The following is a 26,421-nucleotide window of genomic DNA, read 5'->3' as shown; positions in this document are numbered from 1 at the left end:
GGGGGCGCAGGGCCTACTCTGGCCCATCCGGGGTGCCGGCGGAACGGTGGGTCCCGAGCGTCTGCGCCACGGGGGCGAGCGCGGAGCGACGGACCTTGCCCGCGTCGCTCCGAACGGGCTCGTGCACGATCCGGAGGGCCCGGAGGCGCCGCTCAGCGCCCAGCTCGGCGTTCGCCCGAGCGAGCAGACCGGCCGGGTCCACGCCCGCGTCGCCCACGTCGACGACTGCCTCCACCGCCTGCCCCAGCTCCGTGTCCGGCACGCCGAAGGCGACCGCCCCGCGGACTCCGGGCAGGGCCTCCAGCACCCGCTCGACCTCGGCCGGCCAGACGCTCACTCCGCCCCGGAGGATCAGATCGTCGGCGCGGTCGACCACCCAGAGCCACCCGTCCCCGTCGACGCGGCCGACGTCGCCGAGGGTGTCCCAGCCCTCCTCCGTCCGCCGCGAGCCCGCGCCGAGGTAGCGGTAGGCGGGGGCCTCGCCGCGGTGCAGCCAGATGCGGCCGAGCTCGCCGGTCGGAGCCTCCGTGCCGTCCTCCCGCAGGATGCGCAGGGTCGTCCCGCTGATCGGCCGTCCGACACTGCCCGGGTGCTCCAGCCACTCCCGGCCCGTGATCATCGTCAGTCCGTTCGACTCGCTGCCCGCATAGACCTCGACCACCCGCTCCGGGCCGAGCCAGCCGATCAGCGCCCGCTTGTCGGCGGGCGCGCAGGGCGCTCCGAGGTGCAGCACCGTCGCGAGCGAGGACACGTCCGCCCCCGACCGCTCGGGCGCAGCCAGCAGGCGGCGGATCGTGGTCGGGACGAGCAGGGTCCAGGTGACGCAGTGCTCCTCGATCGCCGCGAGGACCCGGGCGGCGTCGAACCGCGGCAGCAGCACCAGGCGCTGCCCGGTCATCAGCCCGCGGAAGGCGTAGGTGAAGGTCGCCGAGTGCATCAGCGGGCCGCTCACCAGCTGCACGCCCTCGCGCGGCAGGAACGGCGCGACCGGCGCGTCCGGATCCAGCAGCGCCGGGCCCGCGGCCAGCACCACCTTCGGCCGCCCCGTGCTGCCGGAGGAGGTGGGCGCCTTCCAGGACGAGGCCCACCGGTCCTCGAGCGAGCCGGCCGGCACCTCCGGCCCGGGCCGCCAGTCGCCCGCGCGCCACGGGACAGCGGAGGAGGAGGGCGCGCCGATGACGAGCGCCGGCCGCGCGATCCGCTCCACCTCGGCGCGCTCCGCCGCCGACAGCCCGGTCGAGACCGGCTGCGGCACGGCGCCCGCCTTCCAGACCGCCGCGCAGACGACGAGCGCGTCCAGCGAGTTCGAGAGCGAGACGGTGACGAGGTCGTCGGTCCGGACGCCGAGATCGCGGTAGGCGCGGGCGAGGCGGGTGCTCTCGCGGTCGAGCTCCCCCGCCGTCAGCGCGCCCTCGTCGGCCACGGCGACGATCCGGTCGGGATCGGCGTCGGCGAGACCGGTGACGATGCGCGAGATCGACCGGCGGGTCACCGGCGGCGCCCGATCGTGTCCAGGCGGCAGGACGGAGTCATCCGGGCACGCCTGCTCGCGCGGATCCCGGCCCGTCCGGAGGAGTTCCTCCTGAGCTCTGAACCGAGCCGTCGAGCACCCGCTCGTAGAACCGCAGATGCGCGGCCGCGACGTCGTCCCAGGAGTGCGAGGCGGCCAGGGCCCGGCCGTCCGGCGAGGGCAGCGTCAGGGCCTCCTCCAGCGCGTCGGCGAAGGAGGCGGGGTCCCGCCCGTAGCGGACCGCGTCCCCGAACACCTCGTGGATCACCGGCAGCTCCCGCGCCACGACCGGCACCCCCGCGGCGAGCGCCTCCATCGCCGCCAGCCCGAACCCCTCCTTCACCGAGACGAAGCCCAGCGCGGAGGCGCCGGCGACGAGCGGAGCGAGCCTCTCCTCCAAAACGGTGCCGAGGATCACCGGAGCGATCCCGAGCTCGGCCGCCCTCCGGTCGAAGGCAGCCCGGTACTCGCGGTAGTCGAACAGGGTCTCGCCGCCGCCGAACACCAGCGCGACGTCGTGGCCGCGCTCGCGCAGCAGAGCCCACGCCTCGAGCAGCTCGATGCTGCCCTTCCGCGGCTCGATGCCGCCGAGGGCGAGGAGGTACGGGCCGAGCTCGGCCCGCCACCCCCCGGTCAGCGGATCGTCGACGGCGGCCGCGAACCGCGCCGCGTCGACACCGTTCGGGATCACGTCGGGCAGCAGCCCCCAGCCGGCGCGCACCTCCTCGGCGACCGCAGCGGACACGCACAGCCGGGTCAGGGGGAGCCGGACGGCGCGGTCGTGGCAGGCGCGCAGCTCCGGGGTGGTGAAGTCGTCCAGGTGGTGGATCGTGCGGATCGGCGCGAGTCCGGCGGCGAGCGCCGCGTTGGCCGAGATGCAGTCCTGCGCGTGGACGACCGGGGCGTCCTCGCCCCGCAGGGCCTCGGCCATCGCGGCGATGGACCGGACGATGCGGGCGCCGACCGGCTCGCCCTCGCGGTGCGGAAAGGGCACCACCCGCACGGTCACGCACGGATCGACGGGGCGGAAGAAGGAGTCGTCGCCGCCCCGGGCGAGCGTGCGCACCGTGACGTCGTGTCCGGCGCGCGCGAGCGCCTCGGCGAGGGCGAGGGTGTGCACCACCCCGCCGCGCGGCCGGGTGGAGTAGGTCAGCAGGCAGATCCGCATCTCAGCTCCGGTAGGCGTGCTCCGCGCGGTCGCGGAGGTGGTGCATCGTGCGGCGGGCGCGGGCGACGGAGCCGGCGACGTCAGCGGAGGCGAGCGCGAGCCCGCCCTTCGCCCAGGTCTTCGCGATGATCTCTCCCGCCGGATCCACGACCTTCGCCTGCCCGAGGAACCGCAGGCCGCCGAGCACGCCGGTCTGGTTCGAGGAGACGAGGTAGACCTGGTTCTCGGCGGCGCGGGCGCAGTCGTAGAGATCGAACAGGTGGGCCTGGCGGTCGTTGCGGATCCGATCGGAGCGGTCGGTCACGCTCGCGGGCCACGCGCTGAGGCAGGCCAGCACCTCCGCGCCGTCGAGGGCCAGCGAGCGCGAGGACTCCGGGAAGGTCTTGTCGAAGTCGATCAGCATCCCCATCCTCCCGATCGGCGAGTCGAAGGCGGCGAAGCCGCGACCCGGCAGGTACGCCTCGGACTCGCCCAGCGGCAGGTGGACCTTGCGGTGCGTGCCGATCACGCGCCCGCCGTGCACGCAGACCGCGGTGTCGTAGCGGACCTCGCGACCGCCCTCGAGCGCGCGCTCCGCGATCCCGAAGCACACGGTGAGATCGCCCGCCAGCTCGGCCACGCGGGCGACCTCCGGCCCATCGAGCTCGAGGCTCGGCGGCAGGTCCGGCCCGGGGTGCTGGAGGTCGAGCAGGTAGCCGCCGAGGGTCGCGTCCGGGAGCACGAGCAGGTCGACCGAGCGCTCGCGGGCGTGAGCGATGATGCCGGCGAGCTTGGCGAGGGTGCGGTCGATGTCGCGACCGAAGTGCGCTGCGACCGCACCCATCACCGTCTCCGTCATGCGAGGAGGCTATCCGGCGAGATCCGGCTCGCGCTCCCGAGCGAAGCGCCCCGCCTCGCGCACTCGCCGGACCTCCTCCGCCAGGTGCCCCGCATCGCGGGCGATCGCCTCGAAGCGGCCGGACCCCCAGGTGTGCAGCCACGGCAGCCCGAGGAACGACAGGCCCGGCACGCTCGTCACTCCGCGCTGGTGGGTGGGATGGCCGGCGCCGTCGAACACGCCGATCTCGACCCAGCGATAGTCGGAGCGGAACCCGACCGCCCAGACGACGCTGCCGATGCGCGCGAGGTCAAGCCCGGTCGCCTCGGACTCCGGCCGCCAGACCGGACGGCAGCGGTCCTCCTCGGGAGCGTCGATGCCGTGCGCCGCGATGTAGCGGTCGATGTCGTCCTTGATCGACTCCGCGACCGAGTCCGCGTAGTCGAGCGACGCCTCCGCCGTGGGGGCGAAGCGCAGCCGGGACCCCTCCACCCCGGCCAGTCGGCCGTAGAGGTGCATCCCGTCGCGGGCGAAGGCGCGCAGGTCGATGTCCCGCCCGCCCCCGCGCCCCGTCACGTAGTGGTTGGTCGACTCCCGCTTGGTGAGCCCGCCGACCTGCGCGTGGACGGGCACGTCGTACACGCCCATGTCCTGGAGCCAGGCGACGCAGTCGCGGCCCCGGTAGAAGCGCGCCACCCGCGGCGCGCTGCCGAGGGCGAGGTGGACCTCGCGCCCGGCGAGGAAGAGGTCCTCGGCGATCTGCGCGCCCGACTGCCCGGAGCCGACGACGAGCACGCCGCCGGGCGGGAGCGCCTCCGGCGAGCGGTAGTCGGCGGAGTGGAGCTGCAGCACGTCCGACGGCAGCCGCGCGGCGACGGCGGGGAGGACCGGGCGGTGGTAGCCGCCGGTCGCCACGACGACCTGGTCGGCCGTGATCGCGCCCGCGCTCGTGATCAGCTCGAAACCTCCCCCGGCGCGCTCGCGGAGCCGGCTCACCTCCACGCCCTCGACCACGGGGGCGTCGAAGCTCTGCGCGTAGCGGCGCACCCACGCGTGCACCTCGTCGCGCGTCATGAATCCGTCCGGGTCCGGCCCGTCGTAGGGGTACCCGGGGAGGCGGCACTGCCAGTTCGGCGTGACGAGGGTGAAGGCGTCCCAGCGGCGGTCGATCCAGTCGTGGCCGATGGTCGCGCGCTCGAGCACGACGTGCTCGATGCCGTCGTCGACCAGGTGCCGGCTGATCGAGAGCCCGGCCTGCCCGCCTCCGACCACCGCGACCTCGACGTGGCGCCCGGGCTCGATAGCGGCGCTCACGGCCGCACCCGCTGCCCGGCCGGAGCGGGCGGCTCCATCGCGAGCACCCTGACCGTGCCGCCCTCGAAGCGCTGCGCCGTGCGGAGGATGTCGGACTCCTGCTGCATCGCGGAGGTGCAGGCGAACCCGAACCGCTCCCGCACCCGGTCCGACGCGATGCGCAGCGCCTCACTCGAACGGGCGACGAAGTCCTCGAGCGAGTAGGCGGTCCCGGTCCCGAGGAACTCGTGCACGACCAGGCTCGGCGAGTAGCAGCGCTCCTCCGAGCCGTCCGGCCAGCGGACGTGGAAGGTCATCTCAGGCATGGACGAGTCCTCCGTTCCAGACCCGGTCGATGTCGTAGGCGTCGGGCCGCCGGTCGCGCAGGTGGAACATCCCGCCGCGCATCGCCTCGAAGGCGCCGCGCACGTCGATGTCGGCGACGGCCATGCCTGCTCCGAGCAGCGTCGTCGCGAGCACGTTGCCGCCGGGATCGACGACCTTCGCGTTCCCGACGTAGCGGAGCGAGCCGAAGGTCCCCGACTGGTTCGAGGCGAGCCAGAACACCTGATTGTCGAGGGCGCGGGCGATGTCGAACTGATTGAACCGGTACGTCCAGCGGTCCTCCTGCAGGTTCTCGGCCGTCGCCGTCCGAGCGGCCGGCCACGCCGAGAGCGAGGCGATGATCTCGGCGCCGTCCAGCGCCATCGACCGCGCCGCCTCGGGGAACGCCTTGTCGTAGCAGATCTGCAGGCCCACCCGGCCGACCGGCGTCTCGAAGGTGCCGTAGCCCGGGCCCGGCGAGTACGAGAGGTGCTCGCCCAGCGGCTGGTGCACCTTCCGGTAGCTGCCGTAGACCTGCCCGCCGTCCAGGAGCGCGGCCGCGTTGTAGCGGGTCTCGCCGTCGTCGTCGAGCTCGCAGAAGCCGATCGCCACCACCAGGTCGCCGACGATCTCCTGCACCCGCCGCAGCTCCGGCCCGTCCAGGCGCACCGCCGGCGGGAGGGAGCGGCGGGTGGTGGCGACCGTGTCGCCGTGGTTGCCGAGCGAGGAGAGGTAGCCGCCGATCGCGGCCTCGGGGAGCACCAGGAAGCGCACTCCCCTCTCGCGGGCCTCCTCGGCCAGGGAGGCGATGAGCGCGTAGTTCTGATCCAGGTCGCGGGTGAAGTTCGCCGCGACCGATCCGACGAGGGTCATCGCGATCGCCTACAGGTTGTAGGTGGAGTTGATGATCGCGCCCTTGCGGGCGTAGTGGATGAGCGCGTCCTGCACGTCGAGCGGGTGGCAGGGGATGCAGCCCTCGATCAGGTCCTCCTCGCGGAGGCCGTGGAGCGCCATGCCGAACCGGCAGACGAAGACGCGGTTCCCCTCCTGGATGAAGGTCTCGATGGCGTTGTTGAGGTTCTGCTCGCCGGGGAATCCGGAGTCGCCGACCGTCGGGAAGCCGCGGGTGGCCATCGCGTTGATGGTGCCGGGCCCGTAGAAGTAGAGCGCGGACTCGTAGCCCTTCCGCGCCGCGCGGGTGGCCTGGAGCACTGCGACGAAGCTGACCGAGGACTCGTGGGCGATGCCGTGCACGAGGGTCAGGTACGACTCCCCGGGCTCGGCCTGGTAGTCGGGGAAGACCTTGGTGGAGCCGTAGAGGTTGCTGCCCTTCGGGAGCGCCGGGTGGGCGATCTCGGAGCGCGACATCTCGATGTTGGCGCTGACCTGGTCTTCGATCTCCTGGGAGACGGACATGGTTCCTCCTGGTGTCGGTCCGCCGAAGCGGCGTGCGAGTGCATGGCTCCGGCGGGATGCGCTGAGACGACGCGGGACGACGTCCGCCGGGGTGGAGCAGTGGTGCGGAGTGGAACGCGTCCAGTCAACGGCCGGGATGTTTCGGAGTGGTTTCCACCGGAAGAAGCTCCCGTGACGGCGGATCCGTAACGAGACCGCGTTCCTCCCGTCACGAGGGCGAAACACGAGGCGCCTTGACTGGGGGGTGAGACGACCGCACCGACATCCCGGCCGCCGCTGTGCGCGGCCCGTCCGGCCCGCTCCGCGGTGCCACGAAGGAGTCCTCGTGACCGATCTCCGCAGTCCCTCCCCCGCGTCCTCGCCGCCGGCAACCGGTGCGGCGCACCCGGCCGCCGGCCCGCACCCGGTCGGCGGGGCGCACTCCCCGGGCGGGGCGCACTCGACCGGGATCCGCCGCACCGGCCCCTCCGCCCTCCGCACTCGCGTCGACATCGCCCTGCAGGGCATCCGCGTCGAGGCACCGGTGCACCGCGAGGCCGGCGCCGGCCCGAGCGACGACGGGCACGTGATGCTCGGCGGCCTGGGCGCCGCGATCCCGGTGAACCCCGACAGCCCCTACGTGGTGAGCGGGAACCGCCTCCTGCTCGAGGGCGCCGACATCGGCCTGGACGTGACTCCCGTCCGCCGCCCGCGCTTCTACGATCTCGACACCGCCGACGGCGTCTCCTACGAGAAGATCGCCCGGCTGCACGGCCGTGACATCCTCGCGACCACCGTCGTCCAGACCTGCATGCGCTATGACGAGGCGGAGCGCTGCCGCTTCTGCGCGATCGAGGCCTCGCTCGAAGCCGGTGCGACCATCGCGGTCAAGACCCCGGCCCAGCTCGCCGAGGTCGCGGAGGCGGCGGTCCGCCTCGACGGCGTGCGCCAGATGGTGATGACCACCGGCACCTCCAAGGGCCGCGACCGCGGAGCGGCCCACCTCGCGCGCTGCGTCCGCGCGGTGCTCGCGGCGGTCCCCGGGCTGCCGATCCAGGTGCAGTGCGAGCCGCCCTCCGACGTCTCGGCGCTGCAGGCGCTGAAGGACGCGGGCGCCGTCTCGATCGGCATCCACGTGGAGTCGATGGACGACGCGGTGCGGCAGCGCTGGACCCCGGGCAAGGCGCGGGTCAGCCTGGACGAGTACCGCTGGGCGTGGCGCGAGGCAGTGCGGATCTTCGGCCGCAACCAGGTCTCGACCTACCTCCTGGTGGGCCTCGGCGAGGACCCGGACGAGCTGGTCACGAGCGCCCGCGAGCTGATCGGGATGGGGGTCTACCCCTTCGTGGTGCCCTTCCGTCCGCTGCGCGGGACCCTGGCGACCGAGGTCGACCACGTGCTCCCGCCGGCCGGGTCACTGCTGGAGCGGGTCAGCGCCGAGGTCGCCGCGCTCCTGATCGAGGCCGGGATGCTGAGCAGCGGGCAGAGTGCGGGCTGCGCGGCGTGCGGGGCCTGCGGCGTCCTGAAGACGGCCGGCGCCTGATGGTGGAGCTCTCGATCCTCGAGGGTGTTCGGGTCGCGCCTGCGTTCACGGTGGTGCGGGCGGAGGAGCGCGAGCTCGCCGCGCACCGGGCCCTGCGGCGCGAGGTCTTCGTCGCCGAGCAGGGGCTGTTCGCGGGCGACGACCACGACGACGCCGACGACGATCCGCGCTCGGTGGTGCTCGTCGCGGTGGCTCCGGACGGCGCGGTGCTCGGCGGGGTCCGGATCGCGCCTGTCGGCGGCGGACGCGATCTGGGCTGGTGGACCGGCAGCCGCCTGGTGGTGGCGCGCGAGGCGCGGGGCGGCTCCGGGATCGGTGCCGCCCTCGTGCGCGCGGCCTGCGCGGAGGCGGAGGCGCGCGGGGTGCTCCGCTTCGAGGCCTCGGTGCAGCTGCGCAACGAGGTGCTGTTCCGGCGGCTCGGCTGGCGGAGGATCGGCACGAGCACCGTCGCCCGAGTCGAGCACGCCCGGATGCGCTGGCCGGTCGACCGGCTCGACCGGGCGGCCACCGCGGCCAAGGCGGCCCTCGGCGCCCTTCTGGCTCCGCTGGCGGCCGAGGGGGGCCTCGGTGGGGCCGGCTTCGTCGGCGACGACGGAGCACCGGTCCCGGGCAGCGACCTGATCGCCGTCTGCGACGCGATCGTCCCGTCCATGGTGGAGCGCCACCCGGAGTGGGCGGGGTGGTGCTCGGTGCTGGTCAACGTCAACGACCTCACCGCGATGGGCGCGACCGGCATCGGGCTGATGGACGCGATCGGCGCTCGCGACGCGGCCGCCGCCGCGCGCATCGTGAGCGGTCTGCGGGCCGCCTCCGCCGCCTGGGGCGTCCCCGTGCTCGGCGGGCACACCCAGCTCGGAGTGCCGGCGGCCCTGAGCGTCACCGGTCTCGGCCGTACCGCGGCGCCGGTGCCGGGCGCGGCCGCTCCGGGCGACGAGCTCTCGCTGACGGCCGACCTCGGCGGCGGCTGGCGGCCCGGCTTCGCGGGCGCCCAGTGGGACTCGACGTCGTCCCGGCGCGCGGAGGAGCTCCGGGCGATGGCCGCCTCCGTCGGACTCGCGCGGCCGAGGGCGGCGAAGGACGTGAGCATGGCCGGGCTGGTGGGGACGGTCGGCATGCTCGCCGAGGCCAGCGGAGGAGGAGCGGTGATCGACCTCGCGGCGGTCCCCGTCCCCGAGGCGGCCGGCACCGCCGACTGGCTCGGCTGCTTCCCCGGCTTCGCGATGATCACCGCCGACCGGCGGGGGGAGTCGAGGATGGGCACACCCTGGACCGCGACGGCCGCGGTGGGGAGCGTCGTCACGGAGCCGGGCGTGCGGCTGCGCTGGCCGGACGGCGAGGAGACGACGGCGATCGCCGGTGCGGTGACGGGGCTCGGCGCAGCGGGCTGACGGGCCGGGCCGGAGGCGCATCGTCCTCGGCGCGGCCGTGAGACGCAACCCCGCGCAGATCCTCGCCGAGCGGCGGAGACTGGCGGCGGCCCGTTGCTCGACGGGCGCTCATCGACGGAAGGAACGACCCCATGGTGGATCTCGGAGGACTCGCGGACAAGGCGAAGAACGCCGTGAACAGCGACAAGGGCGAGGAGCTGACCGACAAGGGACTCGACAAGGCGGGCGACGCCGCCGACTCCGCGACCGGCGGGAAGTTCGCCGGCCAGGTCGACAAGGCCCAGGAGGCCGGCGACCAGCACGTCGGCAACGACTGACCGCCGGGCGGCCCTTCCGCGCTGTCGCGGAGGGCCGCCCGTCCGTCAGTCCCGGTCGCCGAGCCCGCGCAGCAGCGCCCGCACCACGGCGACGGAGCGATCGGCCGCGTCGTCGACGTGCGCCTCGAACTCGCCGGGGGCGCAGAGGTCCGAGATCCCGCGGACCGAGACGAACGGCAGCCCGTGCACGTGCGCCGTCTGCGCGAGGGAGACGGATTCCATGTCGGTGGCGAGCGCGCCGGGGAAGTCGTTCCGCACGCGGTCCACGTGGGCGCTCGAGACGAAGACGTCGCTCGAGACGATCAGGCCGCGGCGCACCGGCGGCCCCTCCAGCAGCTCGAGCTCCGCGGCGAGCGCCGCGTCGTCCCCGGAGTAACGGGCGGGCATCCCCGGGACCTGCCCGAGCGCGTAGCCGAACGCCCGCGCATCGGCGTCGGTCTGCACGTACTCGGCGCCGATCACGACCTCGCCCACGCGGACGTCGGCGCCCAGGCCGCCGGCGGTCCCCGCGCTCACCACGAGCGGCCGGGAGCCGCCCTCCTGCAGGATCGCTGCGGTGAGACCGCCGGCCGCGTTGACGAGGCCGATGCCGGTGCGGACGAGCAGCACCGCGCGGGAGTCGAGCTCGAGCTCCCACTGCAGCGCGTTGCCGACGGCGCGCGGCTCGGAGGCGCTGGACGCGGCGGCGAGGAACGGCGCGGCCTCCTCGTCCATCGCGACCAGGACGATCGCCGTGCTCACGCGGTGACCGTCTCCCACTCCGAGCGGTGCGCGAGGAACGTGCGCGCCGCCTCCTGCGCCCCCTCGAGGGAGTGGTTGGCGCCCCAGCCGCACTGGGTCTCGTTGGCGGCCGGGACCTCGTCGGCCTCGGTGATGTCCTGGAGCGTCGCCTCGACCAGGCCGAGCACCTCGGAGAGCTCGGGCTCGCCCGAGAGGAGCAGGTAGAAGCCGGTCTGGCAGCCCATCGGCGAGAAGTCGATCACGCGGTCGGAGTGGTTGCGGGACTTCTCGGCGAACAGGTGCTCGAGCGAGTGCACGGTGGGCATTTCGAGGTGCCCGCGGTTGGGCTGGGTGAAGCGCACGTCGTACTTGACGAGGTGGTCGCCTCCGGGCAGCGTCTTCGCGTCGGCGAGGCGCACGTACGGCGCTGCGACGGTGCGGTGGTCGAGGTTGAACGACTCGACGTTCATGCGCGGCTGATCCACGGTGGTCTCCTTCGCTGGGGGTCCCTCCATTGTCCTCCGCTCCGCGGAGCGGAGGCGGACCCCGGCGGATCCGGCTGCTTCTTCTCCGGGGCTGCGCCCGGATGCGAAGAGCTCCTCGCCGGCCACGACGAGGTACGCCGTGTCGAGCGCGATGATCACCAGGACCGCCCTGAACAGGCGCGCGGAGACCGTGCGGTCGTCCAGCGGGACCCCGCCGCCCAGACCCGCACGGAGGCGTGGAGCACCCCGGACAGCACCAGCGCGACGAGCGCCGTCACGCCGAGCACACTGTCCGGAACGACCACCGCCACCACCTCCTCCGTCGACGGGTCGAGCATGCCGTCGCGCCCGACGCGGCGGGGACCCGGGCCCCTGAGCGGTGGAGAACGGGCCGCTCCGATCCCTGGGGAGGAGCCTCGGCCGCTCCTCAGAACAGGTCCGAGAAGCCCATCGCGACGAGGTTCGCGTGCGAGGTCCGCAGGCAGTCGAGCGCGCTCCGCCCGTAGCGCTCGTCCTGCTCGACGAGGAGGTGGTCGACGCCGAGCGCGAGGCTCGTCCCGATGATCCCCGGGAAGTCGAGGTTTCCCTCCCCCACCTCGGCGAACTGCACGTTCGAGGTGAAGGCGTGCACGGACCACCCGCCGGACATGTCGGCGGGCGGCCCGACCCGGTAGTCCTTCAGGTGCACCAGGGCGACGCGCTCCCCGTACCGGCGCAGCGTCGTCACGGGATCGAGCCCGCCCCGCTGCACCCAGTGCACGTCGAGCTCGAGCCCCAGCAGCGGAGCCCGGTCGGCGACGACGTCGAGCAGGAGGCGGCCGCCGTGCCGCGCGAACTCGTGGTGGTGGTTGTGGAGCAGCAGCCGCAGCCCGTCGTCGCGGAGCCTCGCCGCGGCGGCCTGGCAGCGGTCGGCGAAGTCGAGCAGAGCGGCCGGCGAGGCCGCCGCGGAGGCGGGCAGCATGCCGATCCGGACCGTGCGCGTGCCGAGCGCGCGGGCGTCGGAGACGATCCCGGCGAGCCCGCCCTCGAGCGCGGCGCCCGGGGAGTCCCCCGGTGCCAGGCCCGCCGAGATCGCCGCGATCTCGACGCCGAGCTCGTCCCGCGCCCGCTGCAGCTCGGCCACGGTGGCCGCCGTCAGCGGGATCTGCGAGATCTCCACCGACCGGTAGCCGATCGCTCGGACCTCCCGGAGCGTCGCGAAGGCGCCCGCCGAGGCGAACGCGTCCTTCAGCATCATCGCCTGCACGCCGATCCTGGTCACGGCAGTCCTCCCGGTCGCGGTGGGGGCCGGCGTCTCCGCGGCCCGGAACGCCCCCGACGGTAGAGGCGCGCCTCCGCTCTTGTCAATCGGTTGCCAATACGCGTATGGTCGTGGCACGGCGGCGCTCCTGCCCGCCGGTTCCCGACGACGAGAACGAGGCACGCACCGTGACCACCGCACCCGCGACGACCGCATCCGAGAACCCCGCGCCCTGGACCCTCTCCGGCTTCGGCGACGAGATCGACCCCGACCCTGTCGTCCAGGTCGCCGTCCTCCGAGCGCTCGGCGCGCACAGCATCGAGGTGCGCAGCGCCTGGGGCCGGAACGTCGTCGACCTCGACGACGAGCGCCTCGCCCGCCTCGCCGCCGTGCTCGAGCGCGGCGGCCAGTCCGTCTCGGCCGTCGCCTCGCCCATCGGCAAGGTCGACGTCGCCCTCGACCCCGAGCTCGAGGTCGCGCGCCTCGACCGCGTCATCCACGTCGCGCACACCCTCGGCACACCGAGCATCCGCGTCTTCTCGTTCTACCGGGGCGAGGGAGTGCCGGTCGAGAGCATCCGCGACGACGTCCTGCTGCGCATGCGCAGGCTCGCCGATCGCGCCGAGCGCGAGGGCGTGGTGCTGCTGCACGAGAACGAGAAGGACATCTACGGCGACGTCCCCGCGCGGATCCTCGACCTGGTCGAGTCCGTCGGCTCGCCCGCCCTGCGCCTCGCCTGGGACAACGCGAACTTCGTGCAGTGCGGGGTGCGGCCCTTCGACGACGGCTGGACGGCGCTGCGGCCCTACGTCGACTACCTGCAGGTGAAGGACGCGGTGGCCGCGACCGGCACCGTGGTGCCCGCCGGCGAGGGCGACGGCCAGCTGCGCGAGACGCTCACCGCCCTGCGCGACGACGGCTGGACGGGCGTCGCCTCGCTGGAGCCGCACCTCGCGATCACGGACGCCCTCGGCGGATTCTCCGGCCCCGAGTCGTTCGGAGTGGCCGCTCGGGCCTTCCGGGGGCTCGCCTCCTCGCTCGGGATCGACCTGCGATGACCGTCCGCGCGGCGGTGATCGGCTGCGGCGACATCTCCTCCGTCCACCTCGCGGCGATCGGCACCGCACCCGGCGCGGAGCTGGTGGCGGTCTGCGACACCGACCCGGGCCGGCTCGCCGCGGCCGCCGAGAGGCACGCGGTGCCGGGCTTCCCCGAGGCGGTCCGGATGCTCGACTCCGTCCGCCCCGACGTCGTGCACGTCTGCACTCCGCACAGCACGCACGCCGCGCTGGCGGTCGCGGCCCTGGACCGCGGCGTCGCGGTGCTCCTCGAGAAGCCGCTCGCCTCCTCCGTCGCCGAGGGCGAGCAGGTGATCGCCGCGGCCGAGCGGGGCGGGGCGCGCATCGGCGTCTGCTTCCAGAACCGCTACAACCCGCCCGTGCAGCGCCTCCGCGAGCTGCTGGCGTCCGGCTCCCTGGGTGCCGTGACAGGTGCGGCCGCGACCGTGCTCTGGCACCGCGCTCCCGGCTACTACCTCGACCGCCCCTGGCGCGGGATGCGGGCCGAGGGCGGCGGCGGGATGCTGATGAACCAGGCGATCCACACCGTCGACCTCCTGCAGTGGCTCCTCGGCGAGGTGGTCGCGGTGAGCGGCTCCGCCTCCACGCGCCTGCTTCCGATCGAGGTCGAGGACACCGCCGACCTGGTGCTCACCCACGCCTCCGGCGCGCGCAGCGTCCTCTACGCGACCGTGGCGAACGCGTGGGACGAGCCGGTCGAGCTCCGCCTGCGCACCGAGCGCGCCACCGTCTCGTTGCGCGGTGCCCTCACCGTGCGGCGCGACGACGGATCCGTCGAGGTCGTCCCGGACACGGAGCGCCGATCCGGCGGGCGCTCGTACTGGGGCGCCTCGCACGAGGTGCTCGTGCACGACTTCTACGCCCGCCTCGGCGAGGACGAGCCCTTCTGGATCTCGCCCCGCGAGGCGGCGAGGTCGCTCGCGATCGTCCAGGCCGCCTACGCCCCGAGCGCGCCCGCGCGGATCCCCCACTCCACCCCGAACGAAGGACTCCTCCCATGACCACCGTCCGCCTCGGCATCATCGGATTCGGCGCCCAGGGCTCCTCCTACGCCCGCTTCCTCGCCGACGGCAGAGTGCGCGACCTCGTCGTCACCGCCGTCGCCGACGTCGACCCCGCCCGGGAGGCGGCGGCCGCCGCGCTCGCACCCGGAGCGTCCTTCCACGCCGACCACCGCTCCCTCCTCGCGAGCGGGGAGGTCGACGCCGTCGTCGTCTGCACTCCGCACTACCTCCACCCCGGGATCGGCATCGACGCTCTCGAGCACGGGCTGCACGTGCTGGTCGACAAGCCGGCGGGCGTCTACGCCGCGCAGGTCGCGGAGCTGAACGAGGCCGCCGCCGCCCGTCCCGGTCAGCGCTTCGCGATCATGTTCAACCAGCGGGCGAACCCGCTCTACCGCCGGCTCAAGGAGGTCGTCGACGAGGGCGGGATCGGCCGGATCCTGCGCTCGAACTGGATCATCACGACCTGGTGGCGGCCGCAGGCCTACTTCGACCAGAGCGCGTGGCGCGCGACCTGGGGAGGCGAGGGCGGAGGCGTCCTGGTCAACCAGGCGCCCCACCAGCTCGACCTGTGGCAGTGGCTGTGCGGAGTGCCGGAGTCGGTGGTCGCCAAGGCCGGCTACGGGCGGTGCCGCGACATCGCGGTGGAGGACGAGGTGACGGTGCTCGCCGACTTCGGCGGGGGCACGACCGGTGTGCTGGTCACCACGACGCACGACCCGATCGGCACCGACCGCCTCGAGATCATCGGCGACCGCGGCCGGATCGTCGTCGACGACTCCCGGGTCGCGACGATCACCCGGCTGAAAGCCCCCGAGCGCGAGGTCAGCGCCGCCCTCAGCGCCGAGGACGTGGGCCTCCTGCTCAGCGGTCGCTACGACACCGCGGGCCTCTCCACGACGGAGCGGATCGAGTCGGCGTCGGTCTGGGGCGAGCAGCACACGGCCGTCCTGCAGGACTTCGCGGACAGCATCCTGCACGGCACGCCGCTGCTCGCACCCGGGGCGGAGGGGATCCTCGGGGTCCGGCTCGCCAACGCCATCCACTACTCGAGCTGGACGGGACGCGAGGTACCGCTCGACCTCGACGAGGGCCTGTTCCTGGCGGCGCTCAACGAGCGCATCCGCGAGGAGGGGGCCTTCCCGGAGCGGAGCTGACGGGGCGGAGCCGCGCTGGACAGGACCGGAGCGGTGGGCGGCCGGCCGGCGACGGCGGCCTCCCGGAGCGCGGGCTCCCCGATCCGGCGCGACCCGGACGCGAGCGACGGGCCGGGCGGGCTTCTCGGCCCTGTGGCAGCATGGGCGGCGGACGGCGCCCCGTCCGCCGCCGTGCCCCTCGAGAGAAGACCGCGATCGTGCCCAGCGAAGACGCGCCCACCGGCCCCTCCGCCGGGAGACGCCGCGGCCGCTCCGCGACGACGATCTACGACGTCGCCCGACTCGCCGGCGTCGCCCCCTCCACCGTCTCCCGCGGGCTGAGCACGCCCGGACGGCTGAACGCCGCGACCGAGCAGCGGATCCGCGCCGCCGCGAAGGAGCTGGGCTACCGGCTCAACCCGATGGCGCGCGCGCTGCCGACGGGCCGCACCTCGACCCTCGGGCTGCTGGTGGCCGACATCACCAACCCGGCCTTCTTCCCCGCCGTGCGCGGAGCGGAGCGGGCGGCGTCGCTCCGCGGCTTCACGATGATCCTCGCCGAGTCGCAGGAGTCCGGGGAGCGCGAGGCCGAGGCGGCCGACCGCATCGCCGCCTCCACCGACGGGCTCGTCCTCGTCAGCACCCGCCTCAGCGACGAGGAGATCATCGCGCTGGCCGGGCGCATCCCGGTCGTCGTCCTCAACCGCGTGGTCCCCGGCGTCGCGGGGATCGTGCCCGATCTCGCCCCCGGGATCGACGCCGCGCTCGACCACCTCGCGGCCCTCGGCCACCGCTCCCTCGCCTTCATCGCCGGTCCGCCCGACTCGTGGATGAGCGCCGCGCGATGGGAGCTCCTCCTCGACCGCGCTCCGCAGCGGGGCATGACGGTCGTCGAGATCGGGCCGGGCGTCTCGACCCTCGAGGGCGGGAGGAGCGCGCTCGCGAGGGTGACCGCCTCCGGCGTCGGCGCGGTGATCGCCTACAACGACCTGGTCGCCATCGGACTGATGCGCGCGGCTCAGGAGTCGGGCGTCGCGATCCCGGAGCAGCTCAGCATCATCGGCTTCGACGACATCTTCGGCAGCGACTTCACCTCGCCGCCGCTGTCGACCATCAGCGCACCGCTGGGCCGGATGGGCGAGCGGGCGGTCCGCCGGGTGCTCGGCGACGAGGAGGCTCCGGAGCGGGCCGACGACCTGCCGACGGAGTTCGTCCCGCGCGCCTCGACGGGACCCCGCCGCGACTCCTGACCCCGGTCCGCGCTCCGGCGCGCCAACCGGTGCGACAGTCTTGGCAATCGGTTGACACTCCTCGGCACCCATACTTGGATGGCCCCGTGCCGACGAAGCTGCTGAACGATCCCGACCGACTCCTGCCGATCGACCCGACGACCCGGGCGATCGCCCGCGATCTCCACGCGAGCGTCGCCAACCTGCCGATCCTCTCCCCGCACGGGCACGTGGATCCGCGCCTCCTGCTCGAGGACCGCCCCTTCGCCGACGCGTCCGAGCTCTTCCTCCGGCACGACCACTACGTCACCCGGCTGCTCCACTCCGCCGGGATCGACCTCGGCGATCTCGGCATCCCCGGAGGCGAGCGCCTCGCCGGCCCGGAGGAGGTGTGGCGCACGTTCTGCGCGCACTGGCGGATCTTCGCGGGAACCGCCTCGGGCTACTGGCTCCAGTCGATCCTCGCCGAGCAGTTCGGCATCACCGAGCAGCCCGACGCCTCCACCGCCGACGCCCTCTTCGCGGCGATCGGGGCCCGGCTGTCGTCCGCCGCCTTCCGCCCGCGGGCGCTCTTCGAGCGGTTCGGGATCGAGGTGCTGGCGACGACCGACGATCCGCTGGACGACCTGGCCGTCCATCGGGCTCTGGCGGAGGATCCGGCGTTCCCGGGCCGCGTGCTGCCGACCTTCCGCCCCGACGCCTACCTCGATCCCTCCGCCCCCGGCTGGCCCGAGCGCGTCGCCGCCCTGGCCGCCGCCACCGGAACGAAGGAGTCCAGCTTCCCCGGATTCCTCGAGGCCCTCCGCGCCCGGCGCCGGCACTTCCTCGACCACGGCGCCGTCTCCGCCGACCACGGAGTGCTGGAGCCGCTGACCGTCGACCTCGACCCCGCCGAGGCGCAGTCCCTCTTCGCCCGCGCCCGCGCCGGCACGATCGACGCCGAGGGCAGCCGCGTCCTCGCCGCCCACCTGCTGCTGCAGTCCGCCCGCATGAGCGTCGACGACGGCCTGGTGATGACCGTCCACGCCGGCGTGCTGCGCAACCACGATCGGCCGACCTTCGAGCGCTTCGGTCCCGACACCGGCCACGACATCCCCGTCGCGACCCGGTTCGCCGAGCCCCTCCGCCCGCTGCTGCAGGAGCTCGGCAACGCACCGGGCTTCCACCTCGTCCTCTTCGGGATCGACGAGAGCACCCACTCGCGCGAGCTCGCTCCCCTCGCCGGCTACTACCCGTCGGTGTTCCTCGGAGCGCCGTGGTGGTTCCTCGACGCGCCCGACGCGGTGCTGCGCTTCCGCGCCGCCGTGACGGAGACCGCCGGCTTCTCGCGGAGCTCCGGCTTCATCGACGACACCCGCGCGTTCCTCTCCATCCCGGCCCGTCACGACATGGCTCGGAGGCTGGACGCCGCGTTCCTCGCGCGCCTGGTCGCCGAGGGGCGGATCGACTCCGAGACGGCGAGCGCCGTCATCCTGGACCTCGTCGACTCCCAGCCGCGGAAGGTCTTCAAGCTGTGAGCGGGCACGGCGGAGGAGGCGGTCTCGATCGCGCATCGACGGGCCTGCCGGCGGCTCCCGTCCGCATCGTCCACCTCGGCCTCGGCGCCTTCCACCGAGCGCATCAGGCCTGGTACACGCACGCCGTCGACGACGACCACGAGTGGGGCATCGCCGCATTCACCGGCCGGAGCCCCCGCGCGGCCGAGGAGCTCGCCGCGCAGGACGGCCTGTTCACGCTGATCGAGCGCGGACCGGAGGGCGACTCGGCGACGGTCGTGGGCAGCATCGTCGAGGCGGTCGACGGCGCGGACGTCGCGCGTCTCGTCGAGCTCGTCGCGGCTCCGGCGACGGCGATCGTCACGCTGACGATCACGGAGGCCGGGTACCGTCTCGCCGCGGACGGCGGCCCCGACCTGGACGGCCCCGCCGTCCGGAGCGACCTCGACGCCCTCCGATCGGGAGGAGCGCCGGCGACCGCACTCGGCCGCCTCCTCCTCGGCCTCGCGGCCCGGCGCGACGCGGGCTCCGGCCCGCTCGCCGTCGTCCCCTGCGACAACCTCTCCGGCAACGGCCCTCTCGTGCGCCGTGGACTGCTCCTGCTCGCCGAGCGGCTCGACCCGTCGCTCGCCGACTGGATCGACCGCACCGTCTCGTTCGTGTCGACCTCCGTCGACCGGATCACCCCGGCGACCACGGCGGCGGACCGGGAGGCGGCGGCCGAGCTCACCGGCATCAGCGACGCCGCGTCCGTCGTGACCGAGCCTTTCCGCGACTGGGTCCTCTGCGGCGGGTTCCCCGCCGGCCGACCCGCCTGGGAGCGCGCCGGAGCCCGCTTCGTGGACGACATCGAGCCCTTCGAGCGGCGCAAGCTGCGACTCCTCAACGGCGCGCACACGCTCCTCGCCGCCACCGGCCGCCGGCGGGGCCTCGCCACCGTCGCGGAGGCGATCGCCGACCCCGCCTGCCGGAGCGCCGTCGAGGCGTTCTGGGCGGAGGCGGCGGCCGGCCTCCCCGCCGGTCTCGACGCGGACGCCTACTGCGCCGCCCTCCTCGAGCGCTTCGGCAACCCCCGGATCGAGCACCGGCTCGAGCAGATCGGCGCCGACGCGACCGCCAAGCTCCGCATCCGGATCGTGCCCGTGCTCCTCGCCGAGCGCGCGGGCGGACACGGCGGAGCCGCCTCCCTCCGTGCCGTCGCCGACTGGATCGCACTGCTGCTCCAGGGCGACCGCCTGCCCGACGCGCAGCGCCCCGCCCTCGACCGCGCCCTCGGCTCCGCCCGGCCCCTCGAGGCGCTGCTGCGGCTCGTCGACCCGCGCCTCGTCGACGACCCGGCCCTCGTCGCCGCGGTCGCCGCTCAGGCGGCCTAGACCTCCACCCCGCCTCTCCGCGCGGTGCCTTCCGGCACCGTCGGCAACCGATTGCCACCTTCGCACCGTCTCGATGCGGCGCGGATCCCCGACGGGTCCGCGCCCGGATAAAGGAGCCCGCATGACCCCCCGCACCACCGCGCCCGGAGCGCCCGCCGCTGAGAAGCTCTCCAAGCTGAGCATCGTGGGCTACGGCGCCGGCGACACGGCGAACAACCTCGCCTTCACCACCGCCACGATGTTCCTGCTCGTCTACTACACCGACGTCGCCGGGATCTCCGCGGCCGCGGCGGGCACGCTGCTGCTCGTCGTGCGGATCTTCGACGCGTTCGCCGACGTCTTCGCCGGCCGGGTCGTGGACCGCACCTACAGCAGGCGCTTCGGCAAGTTCCGGCCCTTCCTGATGTTCGGGTCGGTTCCGCTCCTGCTGCTCTCGGCCGCGACCTTCTCCGTCCCGCAGATCGGCGAGAGCGGAACCCTGCTCTACGCCTACCTGAGCTATGCCGCGCTCGGCCTCGCCTACAGCCTCGTCAACATCCCCTACGGCTCACTCGCCGGAGCGATGACGCAGGTCGGCACCGAGCGCGCGAAGCTCGCCAGCGCCCGCGCCATCGGCGGCGCGATCGTGGGGGCCGGGCTCGGCACCTTCATGGCCCCGCTGGTCGTCCCCGGCGCCGATCTGCAGTCGCTCTTCTCGATCGTCACGCTGAGCTTCGTCGTCGTCGGCTCCGCGCTCTACCTCTTCACGATCCTGACCGCGAAGGAGCGCGTCCAGCGCGACGTCGCGCACGTCACGTTCCGTCAGAGCATGACGACCCTCCGCTCCAACCGGCCGCTGCTCTTCCTCTGCCTCAGCTCGTTCCTGTTCCTCACCGGGACGCTCGCGCTCCAGACCGTGCAGCTCTACTACCTGCGCGACGTGCTCGGATCGGTCCAGCTCTACGCCGCGATGTCGCTGATCCAGCTCGCCCTGACCTTCGGCCTGGCCGCCCTCGTCCCGACGATCGTGCGGCGGTTCGGCAAGCGCAACGCCTATATGGCCGGAGTCGGGGTCCTGATCAGCGGCGGAACGGTCGTCTTCCTCGCCCCGGGCGACGCGGTGGCGGTCGGCTTCGGCGGACTGGTCCTCGCCTACGTCGGCATCCAGCTCGTCAACATGCTCGTCTGGGCGATCGAGGCGGACACCGTCGAGTACGGGGAGTGGAAGACCGGCATCCGCTCCGAGGGCACGATCTACGCCCTGTTCTCCTTCACCCGCAAGACCGGCCAGGCGGTCGGAGGCGCCCTCGCCGCGTACGCGCTGGCCTGGGGCGGCTACGTGGCCGGGGCCGCAGAGCAGAGCGAGCACGCCGAGTGGGGCATCCGCGCCGCCGCCGGCCTCATCCCGGCCGTCGCGGCCCTGCTCGCGGTGCTGATCATGGCGTTCTACCCGCTGACCGACCGCCGGCACGCGCAGATCGTCGCCGAGATAGCCGAGCGCCGCGAGAGCACGGGACAGGCCGCGCCCGTGGCGCCCGGCCTCTCGACCGCCGCGTTCTCGATGGACCGCGCTCCCGGCCGGAACCCCTGACCCGATCCCCCACCACGAAAGGCACCCCATGAAGATCGACAAGGCCGAGGTCGTCGTCACCAGTCCCGACCGCAACTTCGTCACCCTCAAGCTCACGACCGACGACGGGCTGACCGGCCTCGGCGACGCGACCCTCAACGGCCGCGAGCTCGCCGTGGTCTCCTATCTCGCCGACCACGTCGTGCCGCTGCTCCTCGGCCGCGACGCCTCGCGCATCGAGGACACCTGGCAGTTCCTCTACCGGTCGTCCTACTGGCGCCGCGGGCCGGTCACGATGGCGGCGATCGCGGCGGTCGACACCGCCCTCTGGGACATCAAGGGCAAGGCCGCGGGCATGCCGCTCTACCAGCTGCTCGGAGGCGCGTCCCGCACCGGCCTGCTCGCCTACGGCCACGCGTCCGGGCGGACGGACGCGGAGCTGTTCGACAGCATCCGCGAGCACCAGGAGCAGGGGTACCGCGCGATCCGCGTGCAGACCGCGGTGCCGGGACTGACCTCGATCTACGGCATCGCCTCCAACGCCGTCCTCGAGGGCAACGCCGGTGTGCGCTACGACCACGAGCCGGCGCAGCGCGGCGGCCTGCCGACCGAGGAGGACTGGGACACCCGCGCCTACCTGCGCCACGTCCCCCGCGTCTTCGAGGCCGTCCGCAACGAGTTCGGACCGGGGCTCCCCCTCCTCCACGACGGCCACCACCGGATGACGCCGATCCAGGCCGCGGCCCTCGGCAAGTCCCTCGAGCCGTACGACCTCTTCTGGCTCGAGGACTGCACGCCCGCCGAGAACCAGGAGGCCCTCCGCCTCGTCCGGCAGCACACCACGACGCCCCTGGCGATCGGCGAGGTCTTCAACACCGTCTGGGACTACCAGCTCCTGATCCGCGAGCAGCTGATCGACTACATCCGCAGCGCGGTCACGCACACCGGAGGCGTCTCCCACCTCCGGAGGATCCTCGACCACGCCGCGCAGTACCAGATCAAGTCCGGGATGCACGGACCCACCGACGTCTCCCCGGTGGGCATGGCGGCCGCGATGCACCTGGGCCTGGCGATCCACAACTTCGGGATCCAGGAGTACATGAAGCACGGCGAGCGGACCGACAGCGTCTTCCAGCAGTCGTTCACCTGGAGCGAGGGACGGCTGCACCCGGGCGACGCCCCCGGTCTGGGCGTGGAGCTCGACGTCGACGCCGCCGGGAAGTACCCCTACGTGCGCGCGTACCTGCCCTTCAACCGACTCGCCGACGGCACCGTCCACGACTGGTGACCTGCCCCCCTCCGCCGAGGCGATCCCGGCCCGTCGAGGGAGCCACGGCCAGCGGGCCCCCTCGACGGTCCGGGGTTCCCCCGCTGAGCAGAGGCCGGTCAGGGCACGAAGCGGTAGCCCATGCCCGCCTCGGTCAGCAGGTGGCGCGGATGCGCGGGGTCGGGCTCGAGCTTCTTGCGCAGCTGCGCGAGGTAGAGGCGCAGGTAGCCGGTGTCGGTGACGTGCGCGGGGCCCCAGATCTCGGCCAGCAGCGAGCGACGGGTGACCAGCTTGCCGGCGTTGCGGATGAGGATCTCGAGCACCTGCCACTCCGTCGGAGTCAGCCGCACGGAGACGCCGTCCCGCGTCGCGCTCTTGGCCACCAGGTCCACGGTCACCTCGCCGATCACGACCAGCGGCTCGCCGTCGGCCGGCTGCACCCGCCGCGAGAGGGCCCGGATGCGCGCGAGCACCTCGTCCATCGAGAACGGCTTGGTGACGTAGTCGTCCGCGCCGGCGTCGAGCGCGCCCACCTTGTCGGCCGCGCCCGTCCGCCCCGACACCACCAGGATCGGCGCGCTCGTCCAGCCGCGCAGTCCGTGGATGACCTCCACCCCGTCGAGCCGGGGCATGCCGAGGTCGATCATGTAGAGGTCCGGATGCTCGTCCACCGCGCGGTTGATCGCCTCCGTGCCGTCGCCGGCCGTCACCACGTCGTATCCGCGGGCGGTGAGGGTGATGCGCAGGGCGCGCAGGATCTGCGGGTCGTCGTCGGCGATCAGGATCTTCATGCGGCTCCTCCGGAGTCCTCGTGCGGGGCGGCGCCCGACCCGCCGTCGTGCGGGACGGCAGGAGCGACGTGAGCCGCAGGAGCAGCGGCAGCAGTCTCCTTCGCCAGCGGCAGCGTCACCACCATCGTCAGCCCGCCCCCCGGAGTGTCCTCCGTCTCGAGCGTGCCGCCCATCCCCTCCGTGAACCCCTTGGAGAGCGCGAGGCCGAGGCCCAGGCCCGTGAGGTTGTCGTCGTCGCCGAGCCGCTGGAACGGCACGAAGATCTCGGCGCGCCGCTCCTCGGGCACCCCGGGGCCGTGGTCGACGATCCGCAGCTGCGCGCTCCCGCCGAAGGCGCTGGCGGCCACGCGCACCCGGGTGCCGGACGGCGCGTAGCGGACGGCGTTCGCGAGCAGGTTGACCACGACGCGCTGCAGCAGAACCGCGTCGGCGAGCAGCGCCGGGCCCTCCGGATCGAGGTCGAGGTCGACCTCGCCGGGACCGAGCCCGAGCTCGTCGAGCGCGGGGAGCACCACGTCGGCGGCGTCGAGCGGAGCGAGCGCCACGGCGAGCGCCCCCGCCTCCAGCCGCGTCACGTCGAGCAGGTCGGTGACCAGCGCGGCCAGCACGGTGAGGCTCTCGTCGGCGGTGGCGAGCAGCTCCTCCCGGTCGCGCTCGCTCCAGACCACCTCGGGCGAGCGCAGTCCGCTGACGGCCGCGGTGGCCGCGGCGAGGGGCCGGCGCAGGTCGTGGCTGACGGCCGAGAGCAGGGCGCTGCGCACCCGGTCGGTCTCGGCCAGCGGAGCGAGGGAGCTGGCCGTCTCGCTGAGGGCCGCGTTCTCGAGCACCGAGTCCAGCTGGGCGGCGACGACCTGGAGCAGCCGTCGCTCGCTCCCCTCCAGCTCGCGGCCGTGCAGCTCGAGCACGGCGCGCTCGCCCACCGCGATCCGCGCGGGATCGCCCTCCGGCTGCGGCTCGCCGTCGGCCGCGACGAGCTCGCCGCCGCGCAGCAGCCGCACGCCGGTCAGCCCGAACGCCTCGCGCGAGCGCTCGAGGATCGCCTGCAGCGCCCCCTGCCCGCGGATCACGCCGCCCGCGATCGTCGCCAGCAGCTCCGACTCCGCCCCCGACCGCTTGGCGGCCCGCGCCCGCCGGGCCGCGCGATCGACCACGGCGCTGACGAGCGCCGCGTTGAGCACGTAGAGCACCAGCGCCAGCGCGTGCAGAGGCTCGTCGACGGTGATCGTGTAGAGCGGATCGACGAAGAAGAAGTCGAGGGTCAGCCCCGAGAGCACGGCCGCGAAGAGGGCCGGCCAGAGCCCGCCGACCAGCGCGACCACCACCACCAGCAGCTGGTACGAGAGCACGTCGCTCGTGATCGACTCGTCGCTGCGGAGGCTCGAGAGCAGCCAGGTCACCAGCGGGCCGCCCACGAGGGCGAGTGCCAGTCCCAGGAGGCGGCGCCGCAGCGTCAGGGCGCCGTCGAGCCTCGGCAGCACCGCGGTGCGCCCGGCGGCGGAGTGGCTGACGATGTGCACGTCGATGTTGCCGGACTCGCGGATCACCGTCGACGCGGTGCCGGGCGTCAGCGCCGAGGCGAGGCGGCTCCGCCTGCTCACGCCGATCACCAGCTGCGTCGCGTTGACCGAGCGGGCGAACTCGACCAGCGTCCGCGGCACGTCCTCGCCGACCACCTGGTGGTAGCTGCCGCCGAGCTTCTCGACCAGCACCCGCTGCGCCTCGAGCACGTGCGGGCGCGGGGTGCGGAGGCCGTCGGGGGTCACCACGTGCACGGCGAGCAGGTCGCCCCCGGAGGCGCGGGCCGCGATCCGCGCGCCGCGCCGCAGCAGGGTCTCCCCCTCCGGCCCGCCGGTGAGGGTCACGACCACGCGCTCGCGCGCCTCCCAGGTGCTGTCGATGCCGTGCTCGACGCGGTAGTCGCGGAGCGCGCTGTCGACCTCGTCGGCGAGCCAGAGCAGCGCGAGCTCGCGCAGGGCGGTCAGGTTGCCGAGCCGGAAGTAGTTGGACAGCGCCGCGTCGATGCGCTCGGGCGGGTAGACCCGGCCGTCGGCGAGGCGGTCGCGCAGCGCCTGGGGCGCCAGGTCGACGACCTCGATCTGATCGGCGGCGCGGAGGACCGCGTCCGGGATCGTCTCGCGCTGCGGCGCTCCGGTGATCGCGTGCACCACGTCGTTGAGCGACTCGATGTGCTGGATGTTCACGGTCGAGAAGACGGTGATGCCGGCGTCGAGGAGCGTCCTGACGTCCTCCCAGCGCTTCTCGTGCCGGGAGCCGGGGGCGTTGGTGTGCGCGAGCTCGTCGACCAGCGCGACGTCGGGCCGGCGGGCGAGCACCGCGTCGAGGTCCATCTCGTCGAGCAGCACACCGCGGTGCTCGACGGCCCTCCTCGGCACGACCTCCAGCCCCTCGACCATCGCGGCGGTGGCGGAGCGGCCGTGCGTCTCGACCACGGCCACCACGACGTCGCGGCCCTCGGCGGCGAGCCGGCGGCCCTCCTCGAGCATCGTGTAGGTCTTGCCCACTCCGGGCGCGGCTCCGAGGAGCACGCGCAGGCGGCCCTTCGTCATGCTCGCGGCCTCCCCTCGTGCTCGCGGCTCCGGGGCGCCCCGGGCTCGCGGGACCGGCGTCGATCCGCTCGATCGGACGGTCGCGACGAGCCGATCGCGATTCTACGAGCCGGAGGCGCCACCGGAGCGGTCACAGCCGCGCGAGAGCGGCGTTGAGCTCGAGCACGTCCACCGTCGGCTCGCCGAGGTACCCGAGCTCGCGGCCGGCGGTGTGCTCCTCGACCAGCGCGCGCACGGCGCTCACGTCGAGCCCGCGGGCGGCGGCGACGCGGGGCGCCTGCAGCTGCGCGTAGGCGGGGCTGATCGCGGCGTCGAGCCCCGAGGCGGAGGCGGTCAACGCATCGGCCGGCACCGCGGCCGGGTCGACGCCCTCGAAGGCCGCGATCGCGGCCCGGCGCTCCTCGACGGACGCGACCAGGTCGGCGTTCTCGGGGCCGAGGTTGCTGCCGGTCGAGGCCGCGGCGTCGTAGCCCGCGGCGGAGGGACGCGACTGGAACCACTCCGGCAGGGGCGCTCCCTCGGCGTCCGTGAACGACTGGCCGATCAGCGACGAGCCGATCACCGCGCCGTCCTGGCGCAGCAGCGAGCCGTTCGCCTGGGCGGGCAGGGCGAGCTGCCCGATCCCGAGCACCGCGAGCGGGTACGCCGCTCCCAGCAGCACGGTGAGCACGATCATCGCGCGCAGCGCGACACCGTAGGGACGGAACATGGTCTCTTCTCTCTGTCTTCG

At 74.0% G+C, this 26,421-nt stretch carries 24 protein-coding genes; 11 read left to right on the top strand and 13 right to left on the bottom strand.

What is annotated here, in order from left to right; genetic code table 11:
* Nucleotides 1-13 precede the first annotated feature (13 nt).
* From C5C71_RS02835 to C5C71_RS02805, 7 genes are read right to left on the bottom strand one after another with little or no spacing between them, the layout of a single operon-like run.
* A complete protein-coding gene (locus C5C71_RS02835; protein ID WP_104337113.1) occupies nucleotides 14-1,492 on the bottom strand; it encodes an AMP-binding protein in 1,479 nt (492 codons plus the stop codon).
* A gap of 37 nt (nucleotides 1,493-1,529) precedes the next feature.
* Nucleotides 1,530-2,678: an MSMEG_0565 family glycosyltransferase gene (locus C5C71_RS02830; RefSeq protein WP_104337112.1), complete on the bottom strand. Its 1,149-nt coding sequence runs from the start codon at nucleotides 2,676-2,678 to the stop codon at nucleotides 1,530-1,532.
* A gap of 1 nt (nucleotide 2,679) precedes the next feature.
* On the bottom strand, nucleotides 2,680-3,516 hold the full coding sequence (locus C5C71_RS02825; protein ID WP_104222633.1) for a carbon-nitrogen hydrolase family protein: 837 nt from the start codon (nucleotides 3,514-3,516) through the stop codon (nucleotides 2,680-2,682).
* 9 nt (nucleotides 3,517-3,525) lie between these two features.
* Nucleotides 3,526-4,809, bottom strand: coding sequence for an MSMEG_0569 family flavin-dependent oxidoreductase (locus C5C71_RS02820; RefSeq protein ID WP_219812201.1), 1,284 nt, complete (start codon nucleotides 4,807-4,809; stop codon nucleotides 3,526-3,528).
* Nucleotides 4,806-5,114, bottom strand: a complete 309-nt coding sequence (locus C5C71_RS02815; RefSeq protein ID WP_104222634.1) for an MSMEG_0570 family nitrogen starvation response protein — start codon at nucleotides 5,112-5,114, stop codon at nucleotides 4,806-4,808. Before C5C71_RS02815 ends, C5C71_RS02820 begins: the two co-directional genes overlap by 4 nt.
* Nucleotides 5,107-5,985 carry a carbon-nitrogen hydrolase family protein gene (locus C5C71_RS02810; RefSeq protein WP_104222635.1) on the bottom strand — a complete coding sequence of 293 codons (879 nt, stop codon included), beginning with the start codon at nucleotides 5,983-5,985 and terminating at the stop codon, nucleotides 5,107-5,109. The genes C5C71_RS02815 and C5C71_RS02810 overlap by 8 nt, the downstream gene beginning before the upstream one ends.
* A 9-nt stretch (nucleotides 5,986-5,994) precedes the next feature.
* A complete protein-coding gene (locus C5C71_RS02805; RefSeq protein ID WP_104222636.1) occupies nucleotides 5,995-6,528 on the bottom strand; it encodes an MSMEG_0572/Sll0783 family nitrogen starvation response protein in 534 nt (177 codons plus the stop codon).
* 325 nt (nucleotides 6,529-6,853) lie between these two features.
* Between C5C71_RS02805 and C5C71_RS02800 the strand changes: the two genes are divergently transcribed.
* From C5C71_RS02800 to C5C71_RS02790, 3 genes are all read left to right on the top strand, one after another.
* Nucleotides 6,854-8,050, top strand: coding sequence for an MSMEG_0568 family radical SAM protein (locus tag C5C71_RS02800; RefSeq protein ID WP_258059779.1), 1,197 nt, complete (start codon nucleotides 6,854-6,856; stop codon nucleotides 8,048-8,050).
* On the top strand, nucleotides 8,050-9,438 hold the full coding sequence (locus C5C71_RS02795) for an MSMEG_0567/sll0787 family protein (protein ID WP_104250269.1): 1,389 nt from the start codon (nucleotides 8,050-8,052) through the stop codon (nucleotides 9,436-9,438). Before C5C71_RS02800 ends, C5C71_RS02795 begins: the two co-directional genes overlap by 1 nt.
* A gap of 131 nt (nucleotides 9,439-9,569) precedes the next feature.
* The gene (locus C5C71_RS02790; RefSeq protein WP_104222638.1) at nucleotides 9,570-9,755 is read left to right on the top strand and encodes an antitoxin; all 186 of its coding nucleotides are present in this window, start codon (nucleotides 9,570-9,572) and stop codon (nucleotides 9,753-9,755) included.
* Nucleotides 9,756-9,800: 45 nt separating this feature from the next.
* Here the strand turns inward: C5C71_RS02790 and mtnN are convergent, their stop codons facing one another.
* The 3 genes from mtnN to C5C71_RS02770 all read right to left on the bottom strand — a co-directional run bounded on the left by mtnN (nucleotide 9,801) and on the right by C5C71_RS02770 (nucleotide 12,221).
* Nucleotides 9,801-10,496 carry a 5'-methylthioadenosine/S-adenosylhomocysteine nucleosidase gene (mtnN, locus tag C5C71_RS02785; RefSeq protein WP_258065683.1) on the bottom strand — a complete coding sequence of 232 codons (696 nt, stop codon included), beginning with the start codon at nucleotides 10,494-10,496 and terminating at the stop codon, nucleotides 9,801-9,803.
* A complete protein-coding gene (locus tag C5C71_RS02780) occupies nucleotides 10,493-10,990 on the bottom strand; it encodes an S-ribosylhomocysteine lyase (RefSeq protein WP_308470742.1) in 498 nt (165 codons plus the stop codon). The genes mtnN and C5C71_RS02780 overlap by 4 nt, the downstream gene beginning before the upstream one ends.
* 397 nt (nucleotides 10,991-11,387) lie before the next feature.
* Nucleotides 11,388-12,221: a sugar phosphate isomerase/epimerase gene (locus tag C5C71_RS02770; protein ID WP_258066382.1), complete on the bottom strand. Its 834-nt coding sequence runs from the start codon at nucleotides 12,219-12,221 to the stop codon at nucleotides 11,388-11,390.
* A gap of 167 nt (nucleotides 12,222-12,388) precedes the next feature.
* Here C5C71_RS02770 and C5C71_RS02765 point away from each other — a divergent pair, with 167 nt between their 5' ends.
* The 8 genes from C5C71_RS02765 to manD all read left to right on the top strand — a co-directional run bounded on the left by C5C71_RS02765 (nucleotide 12,389) and on the right by manD (nucleotide 22,354).
* Nucleotides 12,389-13,258, top strand: coding sequence for a sugar phosphate isomerase/epimerase (locus C5C71_RS02765; protein WP_258068616.1), 870 nt, complete (start codon nucleotides 12,389-12,391; stop codon nucleotides 13,256-13,258).
* Nucleotides 13,255-14,280 carry a Gfo/Idh/MocA family protein gene (locus C5C71_RS02760; protein WP_104309321.1) on the top strand — a complete coding sequence of 342 codons (1,026 nt, stop codon included), beginning with the start codon at nucleotides 13,255-13,257 and terminating at the stop codon, nucleotides 14,278-14,280. Before C5C71_RS02765 ends, C5C71_RS02760 begins: the two co-directional genes overlap by 4 nt.
* Nucleotides 14,277-15,440, top strand: a complete 1,164-nt coding sequence (locus C5C71_RS02755; RefSeq protein WP_104337110.1) for a Gfo/Idh/MocA family protein — start codon at nucleotides 14,277-14,279, stop codon at nucleotides 15,438-15,440. Before C5C71_RS02760 ends, C5C71_RS02755 begins: the two co-directional genes overlap by 4 nt.
* Nucleotides 15,441-15,637: 197 nt before the next feature.
* Nucleotides 15,638-16,669, top strand: coding sequence for a LacI family DNA-binding transcriptional regulator (locus C5C71_RS02750; protein ID WP_181065637.1), 1,032 nt, complete (start codon nucleotides 15,638-15,640; stop codon nucleotides 16,667-16,669).
* Nucleotides 16,670-16,755: 86 nt separating this feature from the next.
* Nucleotides 16,756-18,165 (top strand): glucuronate isomerase, encoded by a 1,410-nt coding sequence (gene uxaC / locus C5C71_RS02745; RefSeq protein WP_104337108.1) that lies wholly within the window; start codon nucleotides 16,756-16,758, stop codon nucleotides 18,163-18,165.
* The gene (locus C5C71_RS02740) at nucleotides 18,162-19,517 is read left to right on the top strand and encodes a mannitol dehydrogenase family protein (protein ID WP_258068611.1); all 1,356 of its coding nucleotides are present in this window, start codon (nucleotides 18,162-18,164) and stop codon (nucleotides 19,515-19,517) included. The genes uxaC and C5C71_RS02740 overlap by 4 nt, the downstream gene beginning before the upstream one ends.
* A 121-nt stretch (nucleotides 19,518-19,638) precedes the next feature.
* On the top strand, nucleotides 19,639-21,087 hold the full coding sequence (uidB, locus tag C5C71_RS02735; protein ID WP_104257955.1) for a glucuronide transporter: 1,449 nt from the start codon (nucleotides 19,639-19,641) through the stop codon (nucleotides 21,085-21,087).
* Nucleotides 21,088-21,115: 28 nt separating this feature from the next.
* Nucleotides 21,116-22,354 (top strand): D-mannonate dehydratase ManD, encoded by a 1,239-nt coding sequence (manD, locus tag C5C71_RS02730; protein WP_104222646.1) that lies wholly within the window; start codon nucleotides 21,116-21,118, stop codon nucleotides 22,352-22,354.
* 98 nt (nucleotides 22,355-22,452) lie between these two features.
* Here the strand turns inward: manD and C5C71_RS02725 are convergent, their stop codons facing one another.
* The 3 genes from C5C71_RS02725 to kdpC form a co-directional block, all read right to left on the bottom strand.
* Nucleotides 22,453-23,124, bottom strand: coding sequence for a response regulator (locus C5C71_RS02725; RefSeq protein WP_104222647.1), 672 nt, complete (start codon nucleotides 23,122-23,124; stop codon nucleotides 22,453-22,455).
* The gene (locus C5C71_RS02720; RefSeq protein ID WP_104337107.1) at nucleotides 23,121-25,691 is read right to left on the bottom strand and encodes an ATP-binding protein; all 2,571 of its coding nucleotides are present in this window, start codon (nucleotides 25,689-25,691) and stop codon (nucleotides 23,121-23,123) included. Before C5C71_RS02720 ends, C5C71_RS02725 begins: the two co-directional genes overlap by 4 nt.
* A 130-nt stretch (nucleotides 25,692-25,821) precedes the next feature.
* Nucleotides 25,822-26,400, bottom strand: coding sequence for a K(+)-transporting ATPase subunit C (gene kdpC, locus C5C71_RS02715; protein ID WP_104337106.1), 579 nt, complete (start codon nucleotides 26,398-26,400; stop codon nucleotides 25,822-25,824).
* Nucleotides 26,401-26,421: the final 21 nt, after the last annotated feature.

Source organism: Rathayibacter sp. AY1C1 (genome assembly GCF_002932105.1).
In the GTDB taxonomy this organism is placed as follows: Bacteria; Actinomycetota; Actinomycetes; order Actinomycetales; family Microbacteriaceae; genus Rathayibacter.
Note: the sequence above shows the minus strand (reverse complement) of the source record. Positions and strands in the feature narration are given on the sequence as shown.

What these genes read in the sequence shown, in the direction of transcription:
- C5C71_RS02830 (WP_104337112.1), bottom strand. Translation starts at nt 2,678, where the DNA reads ATGCGGATCTGCCTGCTGACCTACTCCACCCGGCCGCGCGGCGGGGTG.
- C5C71_RS02825 (WP_104222633.1), bottom strand. Translation starts at nt 3,516, where the DNA reads ATGACGGAGACGGTGATGGGTGCGGTCGCAGCGCACTTCGGTCGCGAC.
- C5C71_RS02815 (WP_104222634.1), bottom strand. Translation starts at nt 5,114, where the DNA reads ATGCCTGAGATGACCTTCCACGTCCGCTGGCCGGACGGCTCGGAGGAG.
- C5C71_RS02810 (WP_104222635.1), bottom strand. Translation starts at nt 5,985, where the DNA reads ATGACCCTCGTCGGATCGGTCGCGGCGAACTTCACCCGCGACCTGGAT.
- C5C71_RS02805 (WP_104222636.1), bottom strand. Translation starts at nt 6,528, where the DNA reads ATGTCCGTCTCCCAGGAGATCGAAGACCAGGTCAGCGCCAACATCGAG.
- C5C71_RS02795 (WP_104250269.1), top strand. Translation starts at nt 8,050, where the DNA reads ATGGTGGAGCTCTCGATCCTCGAGGGTGTTCGGGTCGCGCCTGCGTTC.
- C5C71_RS02790 (WP_104222638.1), top strand. Translation starts at nt 9,570, where the DNA reads ATGGTGGATCTCGGAGGACTCGCGGACAAGGCGAAGAACGCCGTGAAC.
- C5C71_RS02780 (WP_308470742.1), bottom strand. Translation starts at nt 10,990, where the DNA reads ATGGAGGGACCCCCAGCGAAGGAGACCACCGTGGATCAGCCGCGCATG.
- C5C71_RS02760 (WP_104309321.1), top strand. Translation starts at nt 13,255, where the DNA reads ATGACCGTCCGCGCGGCGGTGATCGGCTGCGGCGACATCTCCTCCGTC.
- C5C71_RS02755 (WP_104337110.1), top strand. Translation starts at nt 14,277, where the DNA reads ATGACCACCGTCCGCCTCGGCATCATCGGATTCGGCGCCCAGGGCTCC.
- uidB (WP_104257955.1), top strand. Translation starts at nt 19,639, where the DNA reads ATGACCCCCCGCACCACCGCGCCCGGAGCGCCCGCCGCTGAGAAGCTC.
- manD (WP_104222646.1), top strand. Translation starts at nt 21,116, where the DNA reads ATGAAGATCGACAAGGCCGAGGTCGTCGTCACCAGTCCCGACCGCAAC.
- C5C71_RS02725 (WP_104222647.1), bottom strand. Translation starts at nt 23,124, where the DNA reads ATGAAGATCCTGATCGCCGACGACGACCCGCAGATCCTGCGCGCCCTG.
- C5C71_RS02720 (WP_104337107.1), bottom strand. Translation starts at nt 25,691, where the DNA reads ATGACGAAGGGCCGCCTGCGCGTGCTCCTCGGAGCCGCGCCCGGAGTG.
- kdpC (WP_104337106.1), bottom strand. Translation starts at nt 26,400, where the DNA reads ATGTTCCGTCCCTACGGTGTCGCGCTGCGCGCGATGATCGTGCTCACC.